The organism is Paenibacillus xylanexedens (assembly GCF_007680605.1).
GTDB classification, from domain to species: domain Bacteria; phylum Bacillota; class Bacilli; order Paenibacillales; family Paenibacillaceae; genus Paenibacillus; species Paenibacillus xylanexedens_B.
The window spans coordinates 3,223,267-3,244,177 of record NZ_VEIO01000001.1 but is presented as its reverse complement, the minus strand read 5'-3'; the positions used below and the strand labels follow the sequence as shown (position 1 = coordinate 3,244,177).

Sequence of the window (20,911 nt, the reverse complement as noted above, 5' to 3'; positions counted from 1 at the left end):
ACGATGGCAAGCAAGTGTAAATATACGCAATGCCTAAAACTAAACTACCGAAAGCGAGATGATTGTAATGCAACAAACATTCAGAATTACAGACGAAGATGGTATCCACGCACGTCCGGCAACTGCCCTGGTTAATACAGCAAACAAATTCAAAGGTGCTGAATCCTTCGCAGAAGCTAACGGCAAAAAAGTAACATTGAAATCCATTCTGGGCGTTCTTTCCCTCGGTCTGGAGCAAGGTGACACCATCAGCATCATCGTTGAAGGTGAAGGCGAAGCTGAAGCTCTTCAAGCTCTGACAGACGTTATGGTTAACGAAGGGTTGGGCGAAATTAATGCTTAATGTTTCCGGGATCGCGGCTTCGGCGGGTATTGCTATCGCCAAGGCGTTTATCTTGGAGCATCCTGACTACTCTGTAGAAAAACGCCAGATTAACGACGTTGACGCAGAGATCGCTAAACTTGACTCGGCGCTGGGTAAATCCCGCGCTGAGCTTGAGGCGATCAAAGAGCGTACTTTACAAGAGCTGGGCGAGAAAAAAGCGGAGATTTTTGCATCGCATTTGCTCATCCTGGATGACCCGGAGCTGATTGATCCGGTGAAAGCGAAGATTGCTGATGACATGATCAATGCAGAATTTGCACTGAATGAAACAGCTTCCCAGTTCATCTCGATGTTCGAAAACATGAAGAGTGCATACCTGCAAGAGCGTGCTGCGGATATGCGTGACGTTACGAAGCGTGTGCTAAATCACTTGCTTGGCATCGACTTCATGAGCCCGGCTGAAATCAGTGAAGAAGTGATTGTGCTTGCGGAGGATCTAACACCTTCCGATACAGCTCAATTGAACCGTCAATACGTAAAAGGTTTTGCAACCAACATCGGTGGACGTACTTCTCACTCCGCTATCATGGCTCGTTCGCTTGAGATTCCGGCTGTGGTTGGAACAAAAGACATCTTGGCTCAAGCGAAACAAGGAGACTTGATCATTGTTGACGGTCTGGACGGTCAAGTTCTGGTTAACCCTACAGATGACGTCGTTGCTGAATACCGTGCCAAACAGGAACAGTATGATGCACAGCGTGCGGAGTGGAGAAAACTGCGTGACGAACCAACCGTAACGGTGGACAACGTTCATGTGGAACTGGCTGCAAACATCGGTACGCCTAACGATGTTACAGGTGTTCTGGAGAATGGCGGCGAGGCTGTAGGTCTGTACCGTACCGAGTTCCTGTACATGGGCAGAGACAAGCTTCCTTCCGAAGACATTCAGTACAATGCTTATAAAGCGGTACTCGAAAAAATGGAAGGCAAACCTGTCGTAGTTCGTACACTCGACATCGGCGGAGACAAAGAGCTTCCTTATCTGGATCTGCCAAAAGAAATGAATCCATTCCTCGGCTTCCGCGCAGTTCGTCTGTGTCTGGACCGTCTGGATATCTTCCGTACTCAATTGCGTGCGTTGCTGCGTGCAAGTGTACACGGAAACTTGCGTGTCATGTTCCCTATGATCGCAACACTGGGTGAATTCCGTGAAGCCAAAGCTGTCCTGCTCGAAGAGAAAGAAAAGCTGGTTGCTGAAGGTATCGCTGTTTCTGACAGCATTCAACTCGGAATCATGGTCGAAATTCCATCAACAGCTGTAATGGCAGATCAATTCGCCAAAGAAGTGGACTTCTTCAGTATCGGTACTAACGATCTGATTCAGTACACGATGGCTGCTGACCGGATGAATGAGCGTGTATCTTATCTGTATCAACCATACAACCCAGCTATTTTGCGTTTGGTCAAAATGGTTATCGATGCAGCGCATCGTGAAGGTAAATGGGCTGGCATGTGCGGTGAGATGGCAGGAGACGAAACAGCAATTCCGTTGTTGCTTGGTCTTGGACTGGATGAGTTCAGCATGAGCGCAACCTCCATTCTGCCAGCGCGTAGCCAGATCACCAAGCTGTCCCGTGCGGACATGCAAGAACTGGCTGCCAAAGCTTTGGAAATGCAAACCGCTGAACAAGTGGTTGAACTGGTTCAAAGTATTCAAGCGTAATTTTGCCGGAGTTTCCTCCGGATTTGAGGTTTTCTTTTTCCGAATAAAGGGCTGCGTTCATGCAGCGATATTGCCGGTGTCCACGATTTAGTGGGGACCGGCTTTTTTTGTTGAAGTGTGGAACGAGACTGGTGTTACAAATGTTATAGAGAGACAAGAAAATCCCCTTGTGAGAATGAGAGAATGCCTCATATACACAAGGGGATTATTCTTTCAACGGGGTAGACCGTGTAAAAAGTTTAACTTATTTAGCTACAAGCACAGTTTAATACAGGTTTACGTGCTGCGGTCGTTTCATCGAGACGAGTTACCGGTGTGCCGTACGGAGCATTGAGCACCAATTCCGGCGTTTCTGCTGCTTCCTTCGCAATACGGATCATTGTATCAATAAATCCGTCAAGCGTCTCTTTGCTCTCGGTTTCCGTTGGCTCAATCATAATGCACTCTTCGACATTAAGCGGGAAGTAGATGGTTGGCGGGTGATAGCCAAAGTCCAGCAGGCGTTTGGCTACATCCAGTGTGCGCACACCATATTGCTTCAAGCCACGGCCTGACATGACAAATTCATGTTTGCATACGCCGGGATATGGAATCTCGTAATGAGGTGCCAGGCGAGCCATCATGTAATTGGCGTTCAGGACAGCACATTCGGACACACGGCGAAGCCCTTCTGGTCCATAGGTACGAATATAAGCATAAGCACGCACCAAGATACCGAAGTTGCCGTAATAGGCTTTGACTCTTCCGATCGATTGATCTCCTTCGTAATCCAGGGCGTACATGCCTTGATCATTTTGAACAACCATCGGTTTAGGCAGGAACGGAATGAGGCGGCTCTTCACACCGACAGGTCCGGCACCGGGTCCGCCACCGCCGTGAGGCGTGCTCATTGTTTTATGCAAGTTCAGATGCACCACATCAAAGCCCATATCTCCCGGACGTGTAATGCCCATGATGGCATTGGAGTTGGCTCCGTCATAATACAACAATCCGCCTGCTTCGTGCACGATGGACGCAATCTCTTGAATATCCTTCTCAAACAAACCGAGCGTATTCGGATTCGTCAGCATAAGGGCTGCGGTATCTGAACCGACTGCAGCGCGGAGAGCATCCAGATCTACCAAACCGTCCGTCCGCGACGGGATTGTCACCGTTTCGAATCCGGCTACGGTTGCGCTGGCCGGGTTCGTGCCATGAGATGAATCGGGTACGATTACCTTGGTACGCATTTCACCACGGCTCTCGTGATAAGCTCGAATCATCATAAGCCCGGTCCATTCCCCGTGTGCTCCGGCAGCGGGTTGCAGAGTTACGGCATCCATACCTGTCAGACCAGCAAGATCATTTTGTAAAGTATGGAGCAGTTCGAGAGCACCTTGAAGACTGGATTCATGCTGATACGGATGGATCTTGGCAAAGCCGTTGTAACGTGCTACATCTTCATTAATCTTTGGATTGTATTTCATTGTACAGGAACCAAGCGGGTAAAAGCCATTATCTACCCCGAAGTTGCGGCGCGACAATGCCGTATAGTGACGAATAACATCAACCTCGAATACTTCCGGCAACGCGGCCGCTTCCGAGCGTAGCATTTCCCGGGGAATCAAGGTGTCAGCATCCTGACGGGGAACATCACATTCCGGCAGGGAATAGGCCACACGTCCAGGACTGCTCAATTCGAAAATCAGAGTTTGTTCGGGAGCAACGGATGGTACGACTTGTTGCGTAAAGGTTGAGGTCTCTTGGGCTTGTGAGTCCATTCCAGTCGGCTGATTGACTGACTGATGTAGGTTAGAAGTTTCCGGTGAAGTACCCGCAATGTTTGCTTTTGTAGTCGTTTCCTGAGTCACAGCAATCCCTCCAATACACGTGCGAATTCATCGATCTCTTCTTTGCTGCGTCGTTCGGTGACCGCAATGAGCAGATGTCCTGCCAGTTCCGAATATTCACGTCCGAGTTCATAACCGCCGATGAAGCCTGCATCCAGCAGTTTCAGCTGAAGAGCATCCACATCGGTTCCTTCAGGGAGCTGGATGACGAACTCGTTAAACGTAGGGGCAGTAAAAGTAAGGCTGACTCCGGGAATAGCTGTTAACATATTTCGTGCATAGTGACTCTTCTGCAAATTCAGATCAGCAACATCAATCATGCCCTGTCTTCCCAGCGTAGACATATAGACGGAAGCGCTTAGTGCTAACAATGCCTGATTGGAACAGATGTTGGACGTCGCCTTTTCACGGCGAATGTGCTGTTCACGTGCTTGCAACGTAAGCACGAAACCGCGTTTGCCGTTGCGATCGGTCGTCTGGCCGACGATTCGGCCAGGAATCCGGCGCATGTGAGCCTGGGACACGGCGAAGTATCCGCATGTGGGTCCGCCGAGCGAAGCAGCGATTCCGAGGGGCTGCGCATCGCCTACAACGATGTCGGCCCCCAGCTTGCCTGGGGCTTCCAGCAAACCGAGCGACAGCGGGTTAGCACTTACCACAAGCAGTCCTTTGTGCGTGTGCACGAGGTCGGCAGCCTGTTTTACATTTTCCACGGCACCAAAGAAGTTCGGGCTTTGAATCATAAGCGCTGCTGTATCGTCTGAGATAGCCGCTTGCAACGCATCCCAATCCGTAACCCCATCTTTGTAACCAATCTCTACAATCTCCAGACTGAGGCCATGCGCGTACGCTTGCAATACTTGACGGGCTTCCGGGTGAACGGTACGAGATACGATAAGCTGCTTCCGGCGAGTGGCTGCGGCGGCAAGATTGCCTGCTTCCGCAAAGGCCGTTGCACCGTCATACATACTCGCATTGGCTACCGCCATACCTGTCAACTCGCAAATATACGACTGGAATTCGAAGATGGCTTGTAATTCCCCTTGGCTGATCTCCGGCTGATATGGGGTATAGGCAGTATAAAACTCAGAACGGGAAATGACATGGTTGATAACCGAAGGGATATGGTGGTCATAGATGCCTGCGCCAAGGAAACTGGCATGTGTCTCGAAGTTGGCATTGGAGCCAGCCTGTTTCGACATATGGCGGGTTAAGGCATATTCATCCAGTTTGGAGGAGACAGGCAACTCGCCCTGATAACGAATCTCCTGCGGGATATCTTTAAACAGATCTTCAATCGAATCCACACCGATTGTGGCGAGCATCGCGCTCTGATCTTGTTCGGTCATGGGAATGTAGCGGTGCTTGCTCATGCTTGCTCAGCTCCTTGAGTAGGTGTCTTTGGCGTACGTGTCCGTTTATGAAAAGGGGTCTTGACGACCTCGGCTTTCAGCTTTTTGCCACGAATCTCAATCTCCAGCGGAGTGCCTATTGCAGCATAATTGCTGTCAATTAGGGCAAGGCCAAGATTACGCTTCAAAGTTGGGGACTGTGTTCCGGTTGTCACTTCACCAATCTGAACACCACCCGCATAGATCGGGTAATGTGGCCGCGGTATACCACGCTCCAGCACTTCGATGCCGATCAGCTTGCGGGCAGGGCCGTCATTTTTTTGTTGCAACAAAGCTTGATGTCCAATAAAAGGTCCGGCATTTAACTTCACGAACATGCCAAGTCCTGCCTCCAGTGGAGAGATGGTTGGTGACAGCTCCTGACCGTACAAAGGCAACTTTGCTTCGAATCGCAGTGTATCACGCGCACCAAGTCCCGCTGGAACGAGGCCCACATCAGCACCTGCTTCCATCAGTCCGTTCCATACCAGAGCCGCCTGATCTGCTGCAACATACAGTTCAAAACCATCTTCACCTGTATATCCAGTGCGCGACAGTAGCAGCTTTACTCCACATACCTCGGCATGCTGTACGAAGCGGAACGGTTCAATGGACCTTGCATCCACCTCTGAACCTGTAACCTTCGAGAGAATATCGACCGCTAAAGGGCCTTGTAGCGCCAGTAACGCCGTTTGCTCGGAATCATTGGTCATGTTTACGCCAGGTACGATATGCTCCTGAAGCCACGCCCAATCCTTGTCGATATTAGAGGCATTGACGACCAGCATGTAGTGTTGCTCCGCCAGTTTGTAGATCAGCAGATCATCTACTACACCACCATCGGGATAACACATCAGCGTGTATTGTGCCTGACCTTGTACAATTGCGGTTACATCGTTGGTTGTCATGTGTTGTAAAAAGGCTTCCGCCTGTTCACCCGTTACGGTGAATTCGCCCATATGGGATACATCAAACAGCCCGGCGCGCTCGCGTACGGCTTCATGCTCTTTTTGAATACCGCTAAACTGCACGGGCAACTCCCAGCCGCCAAAATCAATGCAACGTACACCTTCATATTGCGCATATAGGGGGAAGAGTGGTGTTCTTAACAAATCAGACATCCAATCACCTCGTTATGGGCCGTTAGTAGGCCAAGTATGAAAACACGTTCTGTGAGCCAGATCATTAATGCTTAAGTAATTTTAGTAATCGTGAGTTAACAGCCGACCGTTCTACATTTTTTCATTTGTTATGTTTAGTACGATCCTGGAACCTGCAATTCATTTTTTGGGAAAAAGGAAAAGGACAGGCCAAAGAACCGGCATGCCAAGTAGCACGCTGTATTCTTAGGCTCTGTCCCTTGTACCTGAGAGTTACCCCGCCGTTTATTTAGACAGGTTTCCCCTTGGGTGATCATAACATCCATATAGGACGATTAGATGCTCTCCAGAGTTGCGTCCTGTAAAAGTCCTTTTGCCTGAGAGATTCACCCCCGCTTGTCGGTGGTTTACTCCTTCGGCGCCGCCTCATGCACATCCCCAAACCGGGTGTACGGGCAATCTCTCCCTTTACATTCATCCGCGGTTCATACGTAGTCCAATTAACTTCAGTTGCTCTTCCCATTAAAACGTGAATACACTCTGGATGTCAAGAACGATATCATTAAAATTGTGTAAAATACGAATATTTAATTATAAATAATCATAAATGTTCGTTTATTTTAAAAGAGTGCGCTTACTATTCTAATATTCACCATTATATGCAGAAAGAGTAGTGTGAGGTTACACAAGGTGAGGGGTAAAAATTTAAATAAATTGTGAGCTAACTTGACATTTGAATCTGAAATATCATACGCTATTGTCTGGGAAAAAGGTGAAGGTCAAAGAACGCATGCACTCATTAATGAAAAGCGAGGCGGATATCGATGAGCGAATTGAGAAATGATTTCCTGTACAGTAAAGAGCACGAATGGGTGCAAACCGTAGGGGAGGATACCGTACGTATTGGCATTACCGAGTTCGCGCAGCATCAGCTGGGTGACATTGTGTTTGTGGAATTGCCTGATCTTGAAGCCGGTGTAAAGGCAGAAGACAGCATCGGTACGATTGAATCCGTCAAAACGGTGTCTGATCTGTTCTCACCCGTCAGCGGCACCATTGTTGCAGTGAATGAAGCTTTGCAGGACTCGCCGGAACTGGTGAATAGCTCTCCTTACGAAGAAGGCTGGATGATCGAAATTCGGGTCGATGGAGATGTAACGGCTGCATTATCCACATTGCTGAATGCGGATGCTTATCTTAAACATACTGAGGAATAGAATTAGACCGAATTGTCGAGTTGATTTGTACTTATTGACATATATATAATCTCATTTGAATATAAAAATCTTGTTCTTGAAACCTGCGTGAGCTATAGAGCTTATGCAGGTTTTTTGCTGTTTTTTTTGGCATATTGGAGGAATTCAAGTAAGAGTAACTTAAAATCGCGAATAAAAAAATTGCAAACGGACCAAGCTATTTTATTGCTTTTCATGTTGTATATGAATAAAGTCATAGGCAGAAAAAACCTTGAGTATCAACGGATTGAGCATATATTCCTAATTAAAAGCGATTACATAATCCAATGTTGTCATCATTGTTCATGACGAAAGTACGCTTTCATTTGATTGAACAGGAAGGGTTTCTCGCTTAGGATTACAGCAGGGGATCAATGATACCCCTTTCATACGAAATAATGACTTGATTCAAGGAGGATAAACCAATGAGTAATTTGGATCAAACATCCAATTCCAAAGGTGGGTTACGTGTTGGTGTGCAACGCTTCGGACGATTCCTGAGCGGTATGGTCATGCCTAATATGGGAGCATTTATTGCTTGGGGATTAATTACAGCGATGTTTATTAAAACAGGATGGTTTCCCAATGCGACAATAGAGCAGCTTGTAGGTCCGATGATTACTTATTTGCTGCCGCTGCTGATCGGTTATACCGGGGGGACGATGGTGCATGGCACACGTGGTGGTGTCGTCGGGGCGATTATGACCATCGGTGTCATTGTCGGAACGGATATTCCAATGTTCCTCGGGGCCATGATTGCGGGGCCTTTCGGTGCATGGGTGATCAAGAAGTTTGATAAATCCATTGAGGGCAAGATCAGAGCCGGTTTTGAAATGCTGGTCAACAATTTCTCGGCAGGAATCATCGGTGGTGTTTTGGCTATCTTTGCTTTGCTCGGTATCGGGCCGGCAGTAGAGGCCATTAGCAAAGTTTTGTCTGCAGGCGTACAGGGTTTGATGAATCTGGGCTTATTGCCGCTCGTCAATCTGATTATTGAACCGGGTAAAGTATTGTTCCTGAACAATGCCATTAACCACGGAATCTTAACGCCAATTGCAACAGATCAGGCAAGAGAATTAGGTAAATCCGTTCTTTACATGCTTGAGTCTAACCCGGGACCGGGACTAGGTATTTTGCTTGCTTACTGTTTCTTCGGTCGTGGAATGGCGAGATCTTCTGCACCCGGTGCGGTGGTCATTCATTTCTTCGGCGGGATTCACGAGATTTACTTCCCGTACATCCTGATGAGACCGATCCTGATCCTGGCAGCCATTGCTGGTGGTGTAGCAGGTACGTTAACGTTCATGCTAACTGGCGCAGGACTGGTTTCGGCACCGTCACCGGGCAGTATCATTGCCTATTTCCTGCTGACACCAAAAGGTGGATATATCCCGATGCTTGCAGGAGTTATCGTGGCAGCTGTGGTTTCCTTCCTGATCGCCTCTCTGCTACTCAAAACGGGTAAACAGAAGGAAGAGGATCTGGAAGCAGCCTCCAGCCGAATGAAAGATATGAAGAGCCAAGGCAATACAGCAAATGTAGCCATCACAGCGGATAACCATGAAGCGAACAGAGCGGCAGATATCGCAACTTCCGTTGCATCCAAGGCAAAAGCAGATGTGAAAAAGATTGTTTTCTCCTGTGATGCAGGTATGGGTTCGAGTGCAATGGGTGCTTCGATTCTGCGCAAGAAAATGAAAACCGAAGGAATCGACGTTGCTGTAACCAATACGGCGATTAGTGAAATTCCGCAAGACGCAGACGTTGTTATTACGCAAAAAACATTAACGGATCGTGCACGTTCGGTAGCACCTAATGCAGAGCATATATCCATTGACAACTTCCTGAAAAGCCCGGAATACGACGCGCTTGTTGAACGTTTGAAGTAAAAGGGAGCAGACTGCGAACCAGCTTCAAACAAGAGCAGCCGTTTTCCCAGAGCCGGAGGCTGAGATATGAGTATTACCAAAAGACAACGTGAAATCGTGGAGTTTCTGCTAGAGCATCCCCATGAAGTCACGGCGGGTGAAATTGCCGTTGAAGTAAAAGTGAGTACACGTACCGTGCATCGCGAGCTGCTGATGATTGAACAGTGGCTTGAACCACTCGGTATGCGCCTCGAAAAAAAGTCGGGAACCGGAATACGCATTGATTCCGGTTCGGATGACCTCAGTGCATTACGCCAGAAACTGGAGGGTAATGAGTATGTAGAGTTTACGCCTGAAGAGCGTAAGCTCTTCATGCTTTGCATCCTGCTGGATGAAGCCGAGCCGGTCAAGCTGCTTGCTCTCGCTTCGGATCTGAAAGTGACTGTTTCGACGGTCACCACCGATCTGGATGATCTGGAGTCACGCATTCGGCAGGCGGGTCTGAAGCTTGTTCGAAGGCGAGGCTACGGTGTGAAAATTACCGGAAGTGAAGCGATTCATCGCAGAGCCATTGCAGCGCTTGCTTTGGAAGTACTGGATGAGTCGGATCTCTTTGGCAGACAGCCTGAGCAAGGGGGCTCCATCGTTAATCAAAAGTTGCTCAGTATGATCGGTCATAGCGACGTACTTACCATTGAAAATGCATTATGGCAACCGGATATCGAATGGCTTGAAAAGATACCTGAACGGCAGTACATGAAACTGCTCATTCAGTTATCAGCAGCTGTGGTTCGGATACGTAAAGGTTTTAATATAGAACGTTCTTCCTCAGGGATAAGAACGATTGCAGGCGCTGGAACCGTGGCGGAGCAACATGAAGAGAGAGTGCCGGTTTTCATGGCTTCGCGCCTTTGCAGTGTTCTATCCTCACAGCTTGGAGTCGGCTTCTCGGATGAAGAGCAAGCTTATTTTCACCAATTGCTTAAGGAGACAGAGCAACAGATTCATTCTTCACGCCTGCTCCCGATCGATGATCTGATTCTGATGGACAGAGTGCATTCGCTTACGGACCAGATGCAGGAAAGAACAGGTTATGACTTTCATGAAGACCGCTTGCTGCGCGAAGGATTAATTGCACATATGGTGCCGGTTATGGAGCGACTTGAGGGGCATCAGATGATACGTAATCCACTGCTACAGCAGATTCGCAAGGATTATGACACCCTTTTCGAACAAGTTAAAAGGTCTGTGTTACAGGCATGGCCCGGGGCAGAAGTTCCGGATGAGGAGATCGGTTTTCTTGTCATGCACTTTGGTGCATCCATTGAACGGTTGCGGGCGTTAAAGCAGGAGATTCGGGCCATCGTTGTATGCAACAGTGGCATCGGCTCCTCGCGCATGTTATCCAGTCGGTTGTCCAAGGAGTTTCCGGAGATCCAGATTATAGACAGTGTCTCTTGGTACGAAGCCGCACGTATGCCAACCGATGAGTATGATCTGGTCTTGTCTACGGTCGATTTGCCGATGGAGGAGGATCAGTATTACAAGGTCAGTCCGCTGCTGACAGCCGAAGAAAGCGAGAGCCTGCGGCATTTTATCAAAACCACAACGTTACAGCGGCAGCATCGCAAATCCCGTGACATGGGCAATGAGACAACGACTCACAGGGTCTCCGATGCGGACGGCATGGAAGCAACATTGCTTGAGATTGTACGCATTATCGGGAAGTTTCAGGTACATGCGATGGATAATGCCCATCTTGATTTTGCTCAAAGTGTGCTTGGAATGTGTAAGGTCGCACATCGCTCAGGCATATTGAAAGACCCGGGCGAGGTCGCCAAGCTGCTTGAGGTTCGCGAGTCGATGGGAAGCCAGAAGATTCCCGGGACGCAGCTGGCCCTTTTCCATACACGGAGTGAGAGTATCTACAAGCCGTCCATCAGTCTTTTTCAACTAGAGGAACCTCTGCTTCGAACCGTGGAGGACCCGGAAGGTGTCAGTCATGTATTACTGATGCTGGGGCCAAAGGAGTTGTCCAAAGAAAGTTTGGAGGTGCTCAGCGAGATTAGTGCACTGCTTCTGCAAGAAGAGATGATTACACTGCTGGGCAAAGGAAACAGGGATGAAATCATCCATTACCTTTCCCGTGAACTGGTCGGGTTCTATCGCAGTAAAAATGAAATTGGAGGTATATAACATGAGTATGTTAACAAAAGACAAAGTCATCATGAATGCAACGGCTCAGGATAAATACGAGGCGATTCGTATGGCAGGGCAGATTTTGAAGGATGCGGGCCACATCACTGCGGATTACATCGAAAAAATGATTGAGCGTGAAGAGATTGTATCCACTTATGTCGGCAATGGACTGGCTATTCCGCATGGTACAAAAGAGTCTAAAACGTTCATTCTTTCGACCGGAATCTCGGTAATTCAGTTCCCGCAGGGGGTTGATTTTGGAGAAGAAAAAGCTTATATGGTCATTGGCATCGCGGCACAAGGTGGCGAACATATGGAGATTCTGACGAGCATTGCAGTGATCTGTGCCGAAGAAGAGAATATGGAAGCACTGCGTTATGCGAAAACTGCCGAGGAAGTAATCACCATTCTAGAAAGTGAAATGGAGCTATGAAGGCTCTCCACTTTGGCGCAGGTAACATCGGACGCGGATTTATTGGTTTGATTCTGTCCCGTGCCGGATACGAAGTGACGTTCTCGGATGTAAACCAGGAATTGGTGAATGCTCTTCGGGAGCGTGGAGAGTACACCGTAGAGCTTGCCAATGAAAGCAAAGATCAGGAGACCGTAACCGGAGTAACTGCCATTGATGGACGGGAGTTGCAGACGGTTGCTAAGGCCGTGGCGGAAGCTGATCTGATCACAACCGCGGTGGGGGTAGGGGTTCTGAAGCATATTGCACCAGGAATCTCAGAAGGCCTGGAGCAGAGAAGGCGTGCAGGTTCTGTGCAAAAGCCGCTGCATATTATCGCTTGTGAAAATGCCATCGGTGGAAGCGCACAGCTGAAAGAGCATGTGTATGCCTTGCTGGATGAGCAGGCTCGCGCGTTTGCTGATGAATATGTCTACTTTCCCAATTCGGCCGTAGACCGGATTGTACCCATCCAGAATCATGAAGACATGTTGCATGTTCAGGTGGAGCCTTTTTACGAGTGGGTCGTGGATCGCTCGCAAATGGCACCTGCATTTAAACCAATGGACGGTGTTGTTTATGTGCATGATCTGGAACCGTACATTGAGCGAAAGTTGTTTACTGTGAATACGGGACATTGCGTTGCGGCATATATCGGCTATGTGCACGGATATGATACCATTCAGAAGGCGATTGCCGATGAAAAGGTGAAATCCGTTGTGTACGGAGCATTGCAGGAAACGGGTCAGGTGCTGGTGAAACGCTTTGGTTTTAACCCGGAAGAACATGAGCAGTATATTGAGAAAATTTTGGGACGGTTCGTTAATCCTTATCTGACCGACGAGGTAACCCGTGTGGGGCGCTCGCCGCTGCGCAAGCTTTCCCCGAATGATCGTCTCGTTCGCCCGGCGCTTCTGGCGCACGCAGATGACATGCCGGTGACACATCTCGCTATGGGGATGGCGGCAGCCTGTAAGTTCGACGTGTCTGATGATCCCGAAGCGGTGGAGTTGCAAAGCATGATCCGTCAAAAAGGCGTTGAAGCCGCGTTATCACACTATACCGGTATGGATGAGAATCATCCGGTAGTGGTGGAGGCAGTGAAGCAGTACAAACAGATGTAATTGTGTCAGCGCAATACGGTACAGAACTTGCGCATGAAAATATAAAGAAACCATCTCCGTTCAGATGATTGTTGCACTGTCATTCGAACGGGATGGTTTCTTTTTTTTGTTCTATCTCTAATGATGATCACGAACATAATTCTCCAAACAACGCTGACAAATGCATGATTTGTGGCGTTGCTCGGCTGGAATACGTTCAAACACTCCTTCGGGGAAGGAAACATATCCGCACCAACATTCCGAATGTGGTTTACCTTCAGCATAGGCACAAGCATTGCTTTCCCCGCAAAGTGGACATATCAGCGCATTGAGCGTTTGGCCAGGAGTGCTATCCTGTTGATCAGACATGGCCTATCTCCCTCCTTTTTCATTGTTTTGTATTCCGGGCAGGGACCTTTTGTTGATTTCAGTATAACAAATACAAGAGTTTTGCTCCCACCTTTTAAAATCGTGACTTACTCCATCTGTACCGCAAGTACTCCTATGAGGGTAACGTATGCACAGTTTGATTTTTTTAAATGCAGGAGCGTGTATTCATTCTTCCGGCGGTAGCTCAATTCGTAATCCCTCGACATGTTTGCGCCCCATGAGTTTGCGTTTTTTACGATTTTCTTTGCTTTCGAGCACAATATCGAGATCATAATCGGCTGGATACAACTCATCAGCAGAGATGTGCAGACACATACGTTTCTTATGAATTTTTAGTTTGCGGCCCCGAATCATGACCCCGATCTGTCCACGGTTATCCTCTTCTTCACTTACTATGCCTGCCTGATCCAGATAGGCTACATAGACGCGGTCTCCTTTACGAAAAGCACGTATTGGTGCTGGTGCTGGATCAGAGAAGTGAGCCGGATCGTTTGGAGATATAGTCTCAGTTGGGACGGTCGTGTGTGCATTTTGCTCTATAGAATCGGTGTGTTCCATTGAGACAGGCAAGGTAGTGTGACGTTCACTATCTGGTTGTGATTGCGGTTCTTTTGCAACATCTTGCATCTTGTTCTTCGTGTGAGCTTCACCCACAACAGATTTGGAACGATCGATGATATGCACAGGCATGCCCAGCTTCAGCGCGATAGAATATGCATAGCTTTCACCGGCTTCTCCGATCCGAAGTCGATACAGAGGTTGGAGAGATACGGTGTCAAACTCCATGCGTGCATTTTCAAATCCAGGCGTGGCTGAGGCAAAATGCTTGATTTCCCCAAAATGCGTTGTAGCTACTACGGTAGCTCCGCGGTGATGCAATTCCTCCAGCATGGCAATGGAAAGTCCTACGCCCTCTCCAGGATCTGTGCCTGACGCCATCTCGTCAATCAGTACAAGCGTGGAAGGATTCGCCTGCTCCAGAATGGTAATCATATTCCGAATATGTGCCGAGAACGTGCTTAGTGCCTGTTCAAGACTTTGTCCATCGCCGATATCCACTACGATCTGTTCATATACAGCCATTTCACCTCGCTCATCCACAGGAACAAGCAGCCCGGATTGCACCATGAGCGTGAGTAACCCCAACGTTTTGAGTGCAACGGTTTTGCCGCCCGTATTCGGACCTGTAATGATGAGAGACGAGTAATTGTACCCGATGGAAAAATCAAGCGGGACCATGGACGGACCCATCAAGGGGTGTCTCGCTCGTTGCAGTTTAACTTTACCGTTGCTATTAACGCGGACGGATCGTCCATCTATAGCCGCCGCATATTTTGCTTTGGCGAACAGGAAGTCCAGCACGCCAACGGTTTCTGTATTCAGTGCAATTTCCCGGCTGTACGATTCGGCCAGAGAAGTCAAGTCTCCGAGGATTTTCATCTCTTCTCTCGATTCCTCGGCTTGTAGTGAAGAGAGTTCCATCTGCAATCCTGACAGCTCGGCTGGTTCGATATATACGGTTTGGCCGCTCCCCGATTCGTCGAGCACAATGCCTTTAACCTGTTTGCGGAACTCTTTTTTGATGGGCAGTACGGTTTTTCCATTACGCTGGCTCACGACCTGCTCCTGCATGATCGAACGGTGTTTGCTAACCAGTGAATCCAGCTTGCGCTTCATGCGTTCCTCATGCACGGTCATTTTCTTTCGAATCCGTACGAGTTCCTTGCTCGCTTGATCCTGAATTCGACCGTTGTGAATACAGCGTTCGATTTCACTTCGTAAGGGTTCCATGAGCATCATAGATGATGCATAACGACTTACGATGGGAGCGATGCCGGATTTGCTCTCCATATACTTCATCAGTTGTGTGCAGCTGTGTAGAAATTGCGCGAGATGACTGAAGTCGCGTTCACTGAACAGATATCCCGTGCCAAGCAGGTTAATAATCGTTTCCATCCCCTCCAGCGAAGGGATTGGCACGCTCGCCCCAAAACGGACAAGAGCCGTGGCCTCCGCTGCTTCGTCCAGACGCATCTGAATCAGACGGACATCGGTCATCGGTTTGAGCTCCCGGGCATAACGTTTGCCCAGATAGGAAAGGGCGCAGTCTGCTATATTTTTTTGGATATGGTGGAAGCCCAGAGTGGTTAGGGTTTGCTCGTTTGAACTCCTGATGTTTGCTGTCATGTTAGCGTCATTATTGTTGGTATTGTTGTTCATGTTTAAATCTCTCCTTCATGTGTAATGTTTTGTCATCGGAGTGCATGTGTGAATAATCTTTAGTTCAATTTATATAGTCAAAAATATTCCTCATGGAAAACACAAAAAGGGCGGAGAATGAACAAACGTCATTCTCCGCCCTGAACGTATGGGAAAGCAAAGTCCACATAAGGTCTAACCAAAAAAATCCGCGCTGAACACAGCGCGGAAATAGACCCGGACATAGGCAATCCCGGAGGCGATGTTTGATTTCCGCTGTTCTTAACTAAGTACAGGGTTCTGACGCATCATGAAATACACGTATGCCTTTACGGCAAAAGTGTCATGAAAAGCCAAACTCCTGAATATGAAACTTGATTAGTTAAGAACGCTCACCGACATCAAAATCTCTCCTTCGACCTGAGGAATATACAAGTAATATAAACTGGAAATCACTTCAAGTCAACAATTGTGAATAAAGATGTGGACTTGATTATGAATGGGTTTTAAAATAACAATAGTAATTTAAACCAATGTAAGCGATTTTATAAAAGGGAGATGCTCTTCTTGCCTAAATATCTACTGCGTCTGCTCTGCTTTACGATGATTCTTGGGGCATTGCCAGTCATTGTGATTGGTTCCGTCTCGTATACGATTGCTTCCCGTGATATCGAACAGAAAGTGCGCGAGAGCAATCTTCAGATACTACATCAGACTCAGATGCGAGTGGAACAAGTATTACGAAGTTTACAACTGTCCTCAATCCAGTACGTCAATTCACCTTTGGTGCTTCGTGCAATGAAGCAACCGCTGAATAGTAGCGAATTTCAAGAAATTCGTGATTTGACATCCGGCTTCAACAATCTGCAGGCGGTCACGAGTATTGATCAGGCGTACCTTGTGAATCTGGAGCAGGACTGGGTCGTATCCATGCGTTCATTCGGCAAAATCAATGATTTCAGCATTCGAGACCGAATCGGAACTTATCTTACATACACCAACAGTTTGTTCTGGGTCACTCAGAATAAAAGTTCATCCAAAGAGAGCGTGCCTGTATCTGCTGGCATGGGTGAGGCTTTAACGGAACAGGCCCCTACCTTGATCTCTTCTGATAATGTAGTCAGCATGGTTTTTAAAATTCCGATGGTGCCCACAAACGTGAAACCAAAAGGATTTCTTGTCATTGACATTGCGGATGCGGAGCTTAGCAGCTTTTTGAGCCGGAATCCGAATTCGGGTGATTTGTATGTTCTTGATAAAGACCAGAAATACTTTTTGAATGACACGAATTATGGAAATAAATACGAGTTGCTCAACCAAGACATTCAGGAGAAGGTTCAGACAACGGGGGAAGCAGAAGGTTTTTACAGTGCAGAAGTGGAGGGCAAACCCGTAGCCGTCAGCTACAGGCAGTCTCCGCTAAACGGCTGGTTATACGTATCGGTTGTTTCGCTCGGACAGATTACAGCCCAATCGCAAAAAATCGCAGTGGTGACCGGTGTGGCGACGTTAATCATGTTATTGGTGACCGGACTTGTGGCTATCTATGGTAGCCGGCGCATGTACTCACCAATCTCCAGACTGCTGCAATTTACAAAAGGACTGGATTCCCCGCTTCCTCCTGCAGGACGTCGTCAGGATGAATTTATTTATATTGAGGAACGCTTGTCTACGCTGTTCAGTTCGGAGAGAACGATGCGCGAGCAGATGAAGGGACAACATGTGCATCTTCAGGAGTTTTTTATGACCAAGCTGCTGACAGGTAAAATATCGGAAGAGGATTTCAGGTATCAGGGCGAATTGTATGATTTCCCGACCGGATGGTCACATCTGGGCGTGCTGATGCTTCAGATTGATACGCTTGAAGGCACGAGATATGAAGAGCAGGATCGGGATCTATTGCTGTTTGCAGTCAATAATATGGTAGGTGAGTTGATTCCCTCCGAGATTCGGTTCACACCGGTCATGCTAGATGATGCGCAGGTTACCGTGCTTGCTTCTGAACTGAGTGATGAGATGCAACTGAAGGAATGGATGCACACACAGGCCGATTGGATCCGTGAACGGGTTGTAACCTATCTGAATCTGCCGGTAAGCATAGGTATTAGCCGGGCTTATTCCAGCATTGGAGATACGCCTAGAGCCTATCAAGAGAGCAAAGAAGCGTTGCAAGGCAGAGTCAGCTTGGGTAGCCGTATTATTCTACATTATGAGGACATTCAACCAAGAGGTCAGATGGAAGCCGCACTGTATACGCAGTTACGAATGATTGAAGATCAGTTGGCTTCAGCGATCAAACAGGGAGACGAAGAAAAAACAGATATCTATTTTACACAATATTTAGGATTGCTGGCGGATAAAAAGCTGCATTTCAGCGAGTATCCAGTCATTATGGTGCAGTTATTGTCACGAGTATATCAACTTGTGCAAGAGCAGGGCGGAGATGTGGCAGAAGTGCTTGGTGAGAAAGCTTCTATGGCATACTTGCTGAAATTATCTACACTGGACGAGATGACGGGTTGGTTCCGCAAGCGATTATTTCTGCCTGTGATTCGTTACTGGAAGGAACAAGAGGAGTCACAATATATGAATATCGCCCGCCGGATGATTCGACTGATCGAGGAACGGTATGATCGGGATTTATCGCTGGAGGCTTGTGCCGAGGAGCTGAACTTTCATCCTGTTTATCTAAGCCGGGTCTTCAAGAAGGAAGCGGGTGTTAATTTTACCGAATATCTAGCAGAGTACCGCATGGAAAAAGCCAAAACGTGGCTACAGACGACAGATCTGAAAATATCGGAAATCGCCGAAAAATTAAATTACACGAACCCGACAGCTTTTATCCGTACATTTCGCAAAATAACAGGAACGACTCCCGGCAAGTACCGGGAGCAGCAACGCTAGAGAACAAGGCCTGCTCTGCCCGTCATGGCAGGCAGGTTTTTGGCGTTCAATTTAACGTTCTTTCTATGCCTATTTGTAGCTTATAAAACATAGTTAAACCAGGAACATGCAGGTTGAAAGTAGTTCATTTCAAGTATCGCCAGCAATTCTTAAGTGGGTTAAACCCTTGATACACAAGGGAAAACAAGAGGCTAAAACGAGATGATAGCCAGTGATTCGATTATCCGCCACAATGGAGACATGAATTCAGGAAGTGATCTTTTGTAATCGTTTCCAACGTGGGGAGGAAGACACTATGAAAGCCGAAACGGCTGCTCGAACAAGGCCCGCTACCCGCAGTGACAAAAACCTGCTCTGGAGGGACGTCATCAAAAACCGGTGGCTGTACATTATGCTGATTCCGGGAGTGCTTTACTTTGTTATCTTTAAATACATACCGATGTATGGGATTACGATGGCTTTTCAGGATTACACGCCGTACAAAGGTATCCTGGGAAGTGATTGGGTAGGATTCAAACATTTCCAGCGTTTTTTCGGAGAACCGCAGTTCTGGACCTTATTTAGAAACACGTTTTTACTTGCGATCTATAATCTGGTTTTCTTTTTTCCATTACCTATTGTGCTTGCGCTCATGATGAATGAGGTTCGGCGGGAGCGGTTTAAACGCTTCGTGCAGACATTGGTTTACGTTCCGCACTTTGTTTCCTGGGTTGTTGTGGTTGGTGTGTTTTACATGCTGTTCACGACTGAGGGCGGTGCGATCAATGAGCTGCTCTACAACCTGACAGGACAAAAAATCGCCTTTCTGCTTGAACCAGGATGGTTCCGTACAATGATCGTGGGACAATCCATTTGGAAAGAAGTAGGCTGGGGCACAATTATCTTCCTGGCGGCACTCTCTGGCGTAGATACGCAGCTTTATGAGGCAGCTCGGATTGACGGTGCTAACCGCTGGCGTCAGACCTGGCACATTACGTTGCCAGCGATTCGGAGTACGATCATCATTTTGCTCATTTTGCGTCTGGGTCACTTCCTGGATACAGGCTTTGAACAAATCTTCCTGATGCTGACACCTACTAACCGTGACGTGGGAGAGGTATTTGACACCTACGTATACACGAAGGGGCTTACCCAGGCACAGTACAGTTATAGTGCTGCTGTCGGATTGTTTAAGTCGGTTGTTGGACTGGCGCTAGTGCTTGGTGCCAATACGTTAGCCAAAAAATTCGGGGAGGAAGGCGTCTATTAATGCAATATTGGCAGACGCTCTTCATCAGACAGGAGTGAACATTAGATGCAACAGGACAAAACATGGGGCAACCGGATCTTTGATTTTATGAATCATGGCTTGCTGTTATTGATTGGAATCGTGACCGTGATCCCGTTCATTTATATTTTGGCTGTGTCGTTTACCAGCCCGCATGAAGTGGCTAAAGGCGGATTTATTCTTTTTCCAAAAGAGTTCTCCCTGGCAGCTTACCGTTACATTTTTTCTACAGATACATTGATTCGAAGTCTCGGTGTATCGATCTATATTACCGTTGTGGGCACGCTGATTAACTTACTGTTTACATCGCTTATGGCTTACCCGCTATCCAGAAAGTATTTGCGCGGACGCCAGCCGATCCTGCTAGGTGTACTGTTCACAATGCTGTTCAGTGGCGGTATGATTCCAACGTATTTCGTCGTTAAATCCCTGCATCTTACCGATACACTCTGGTCTTTGATGTTGCCAACGGCTATCAGTGCGTTCAACCTGATCGTACTCAAAAATTTCTTCCAGGCCATCCCGGATGAGCTGGAGGATGCGGCCAAAATCGATGGCTGTAACGATGTCGGCGTTTTGTTCCGCATTGTGCTGCCACTCTCGATGCCGGCCATGGCTACCTTTTCACTCTTTTACGCCGTGGCACACTGGAACAGCTTCTTCAGTGCTGTCATCTATATCAACGATAGTGAGAAGTGGCCTGTGCAAGTTTGGCTACGTGAGATTGTCATTTTGGCACAGAGTCGAATCGGAGATACGAGCATTGAGGAAACCGAAATCCAGCCGCTTACGATTCGCATGGCTGTTATTGTATTCTCGACCATTCCGATCATGCTGGTCTACCCATTCCTGCAAAAGCATTTTGCCAAGGGAGTGATGCTCGGTTCGGTAAAAGGCTGATTAGTGCGCGTTTGGTGTGAAGCGTAT

Annotated in this window: 15 protein-coding genes and 2 riboswitches; of the genes, 10 read left to right on the top strand and 5 right to left on the bottom strand. The window is 47.8% G+C overall.

From position 1 onward, the window contains the following. Positions 1-67 precede the first annotated feature (67 nt). Positions 68-343, top strand: coding sequence for an HPr family phosphocarrier protein (locus FS818_RS14305; RefSeq protein WP_036617010.1), 276 nt, complete (start codon positions 68-70; stop codon positions 341-343). Continuing rightward, positions 336-2,048, top strand: a complete 1,713-nt coding sequence (ptsP, locus tag FS818_RS14300; protein WP_090915483.1) for a phosphoenolpyruvate--protein phosphotransferase — start codon at positions 336-338, stop codon at positions 2,046-2,048. The genes FS818_RS14305 and ptsP overlap by 8 nt, the downstream gene beginning before the upstream one ends. A gap of 248 nt (positions 2,049-2,296) precedes the next feature. Here ptsP and gcvPB read toward each other — a convergent pair whose 3' ends face one another. The 3 genes from gcvPB to gcvT form a co-directional block, all read right to left on the bottom strand. After that, positions 2,297-3,808 carry an aminomethyl-transferring glycine dehydrogenase subunit GcvPB gene (gene gcvPB / locus FS818_RS14295; protein WP_145332916.1) on the bottom strand — a complete coding sequence of 504 codons (1,512 nt, stop codon included), beginning with the start codon at positions 3,806-3,808 and terminating at the stop codon, positions 2,297-2,299. An 86-nt stretch (positions 3,809-3,894) separates the two neighbouring features. Beyond that, positions 3,895-5,250 carry an aminomethyl-transferring glycine dehydrogenase subunit GcvPA gene (gene gcvPA, locus FS818_RS14290; protein WP_145332642.1) on the bottom strand — a complete coding sequence of 452 codons (1,356 nt, stop codon included), beginning with the start codon at positions 5,248-5,250 and terminating at the stop codon, positions 3,895-3,897. Further along, on the bottom strand, positions 5,247-6,389 hold the full coding sequence (gene gcvT, locus FS818_RS14285) for a glycine cleavage system aminomethyltransferase GcvT (RefSeq protein WP_145332641.1): 1,143 nt from the start codon (positions 6,387-6,389) through the stop codon (positions 5,247-5,249). Before gcvT ends, gcvPA begins: the two co-directional genes overlap by 4 nt. A 230-nt stretch (positions 6,390-6,619) precedes the next feature. Continuing rightward, positions 6,620-6,720, bottom strand: a riboswitch (glycine riboswitch). 3 nt (positions 6,721-6,723) lie between these two features. Continuing rightward, positions 6,724-6,846: riboswitch (glycine riboswitch) on the bottom strand. A gap of 346 nt (positions 6,847-7,192) precedes the next feature. Here gcvT and gcvH point away from each other — a divergent pair. The 5 genes from gcvH to FS818_RS14260 all read left to right on the top strand — a co-directional run bounded on the left by gcvH (position 7,193) and on the right by FS818_RS14260 (position 13,245). Then, the gene (gene gcvH, locus FS818_RS14280) at positions 7,193-7,585 is read left to right on the top strand and encodes a glycine cleavage system protein GcvH (RefSeq protein WP_145332640.1); all 393 of its coding nucleotides are present in this window, start codon (positions 7,193-7,195) and stop codon (positions 7,583-7,585) included. A 443-nt stretch (positions 7,586-8,028) separates the two neighbouring features. Continuing rightward, positions 8,029-9,492: a PTS mannitol transporter subunit IIBC gene (locus tag FS818_RS14275; protein ID WP_145332639.1), complete on the top strand. Its 1,464-nt coding sequence runs from the start codon at positions 8,029-8,031 to the stop codon at positions 9,490-9,492. A 66-nt stretch (positions 9,493-9,558) separates the two neighbouring features. Further along, entirely contained in the window at positions 9,559-11,667 is a 2,109-nt protein-coding gene (locus FS818_RS14270) for a BglG family transcription antiterminator (RefSeq protein WP_145332638.1), read from the top strand. A gap of 1 nt (position 11,668) precedes the next feature. Continuing rightward, a complete protein-coding gene (locus FS818_RS14265) occupies positions 11,669-12,103 on the top strand; it encodes a PTS mannitol transporter subunit IIA (protein WP_145332637.1) in 435 nt (144 codons plus the stop codon). Next, the gene (locus FS818_RS14260; protein ID WP_145332636.1) at positions 12,100-13,245 is read left to right on the top strand and encodes a mannitol-1-phosphate 5-dehydrogenase; all 1,146 of its coding nucleotides are present in this window, start codon (positions 12,100-12,102) and stop codon (positions 13,243-13,245) included. The genes FS818_RS14265 and FS818_RS14260 overlap by 4 nt, the downstream gene beginning before the upstream one ends. Positions 13,246-13,362: 117 nt before the next feature. On the opposite strand, the gene FS818_RS14255 is transcribed toward FS818_RS14260, so the two are convergent. After that, positions 13,363-13,593, bottom strand: coding sequence for a cysteine-rich CWC family protein (locus FS818_RS14255; protein WP_145332635.1), 231 nt, complete (start codon positions 13,591-13,593; stop codon positions 13,363-13,365). Between the two features lie 186 nt (positions 13,594-13,779). Then, positions 13,780-15,834, bottom strand: coding sequence for an endonuclease MutS2 (locus FS818_RS14250; protein ID WP_260989853.1), 2,055 nt, complete (start codon positions 15,832-15,834; stop codon positions 13,780-13,782). Between the two features lie 546 nt (positions 15,835-16,380). Here FS818_RS14250 and FS818_RS14245 point away from each other — a divergent pair. From FS818_RS14245 to FS818_RS14235, 3 genes are all read left to right on the top strand, one after another. Next, positions 16,381-18,717 (top strand): helix-turn-helix domain-containing protein, encoded by a 2,337-nt coding sequence (locus FS818_RS14245; RefSeq protein ID WP_186331700.1) that lies wholly within the window; start codon positions 16,381-16,383, stop codon positions 18,715-18,717. A 295-nt stretch (positions 18,718-19,012) separates the two neighbouring features. Further along, positions 19,013-19,966 (top strand): ABC transporter permease, encoded by a 954-nt coding sequence (locus FS818_RS14240; protein WP_090915459.1) that lies wholly within the window; start codon positions 19,013-19,015, stop codon positions 19,964-19,966. Between the two features lie 45 nt (positions 19,967-20,011). After that, on the top strand, positions 20,012-20,884 hold the full coding sequence (locus FS818_RS14235) for a carbohydrate ABC transporter permease (protein WP_145332633.1): 873 nt from the start codon (positions 20,012-20,014) through the stop codon (positions 20,882-20,884). Positions 20,885-20,911: the final 27 nt, after the last annotated feature.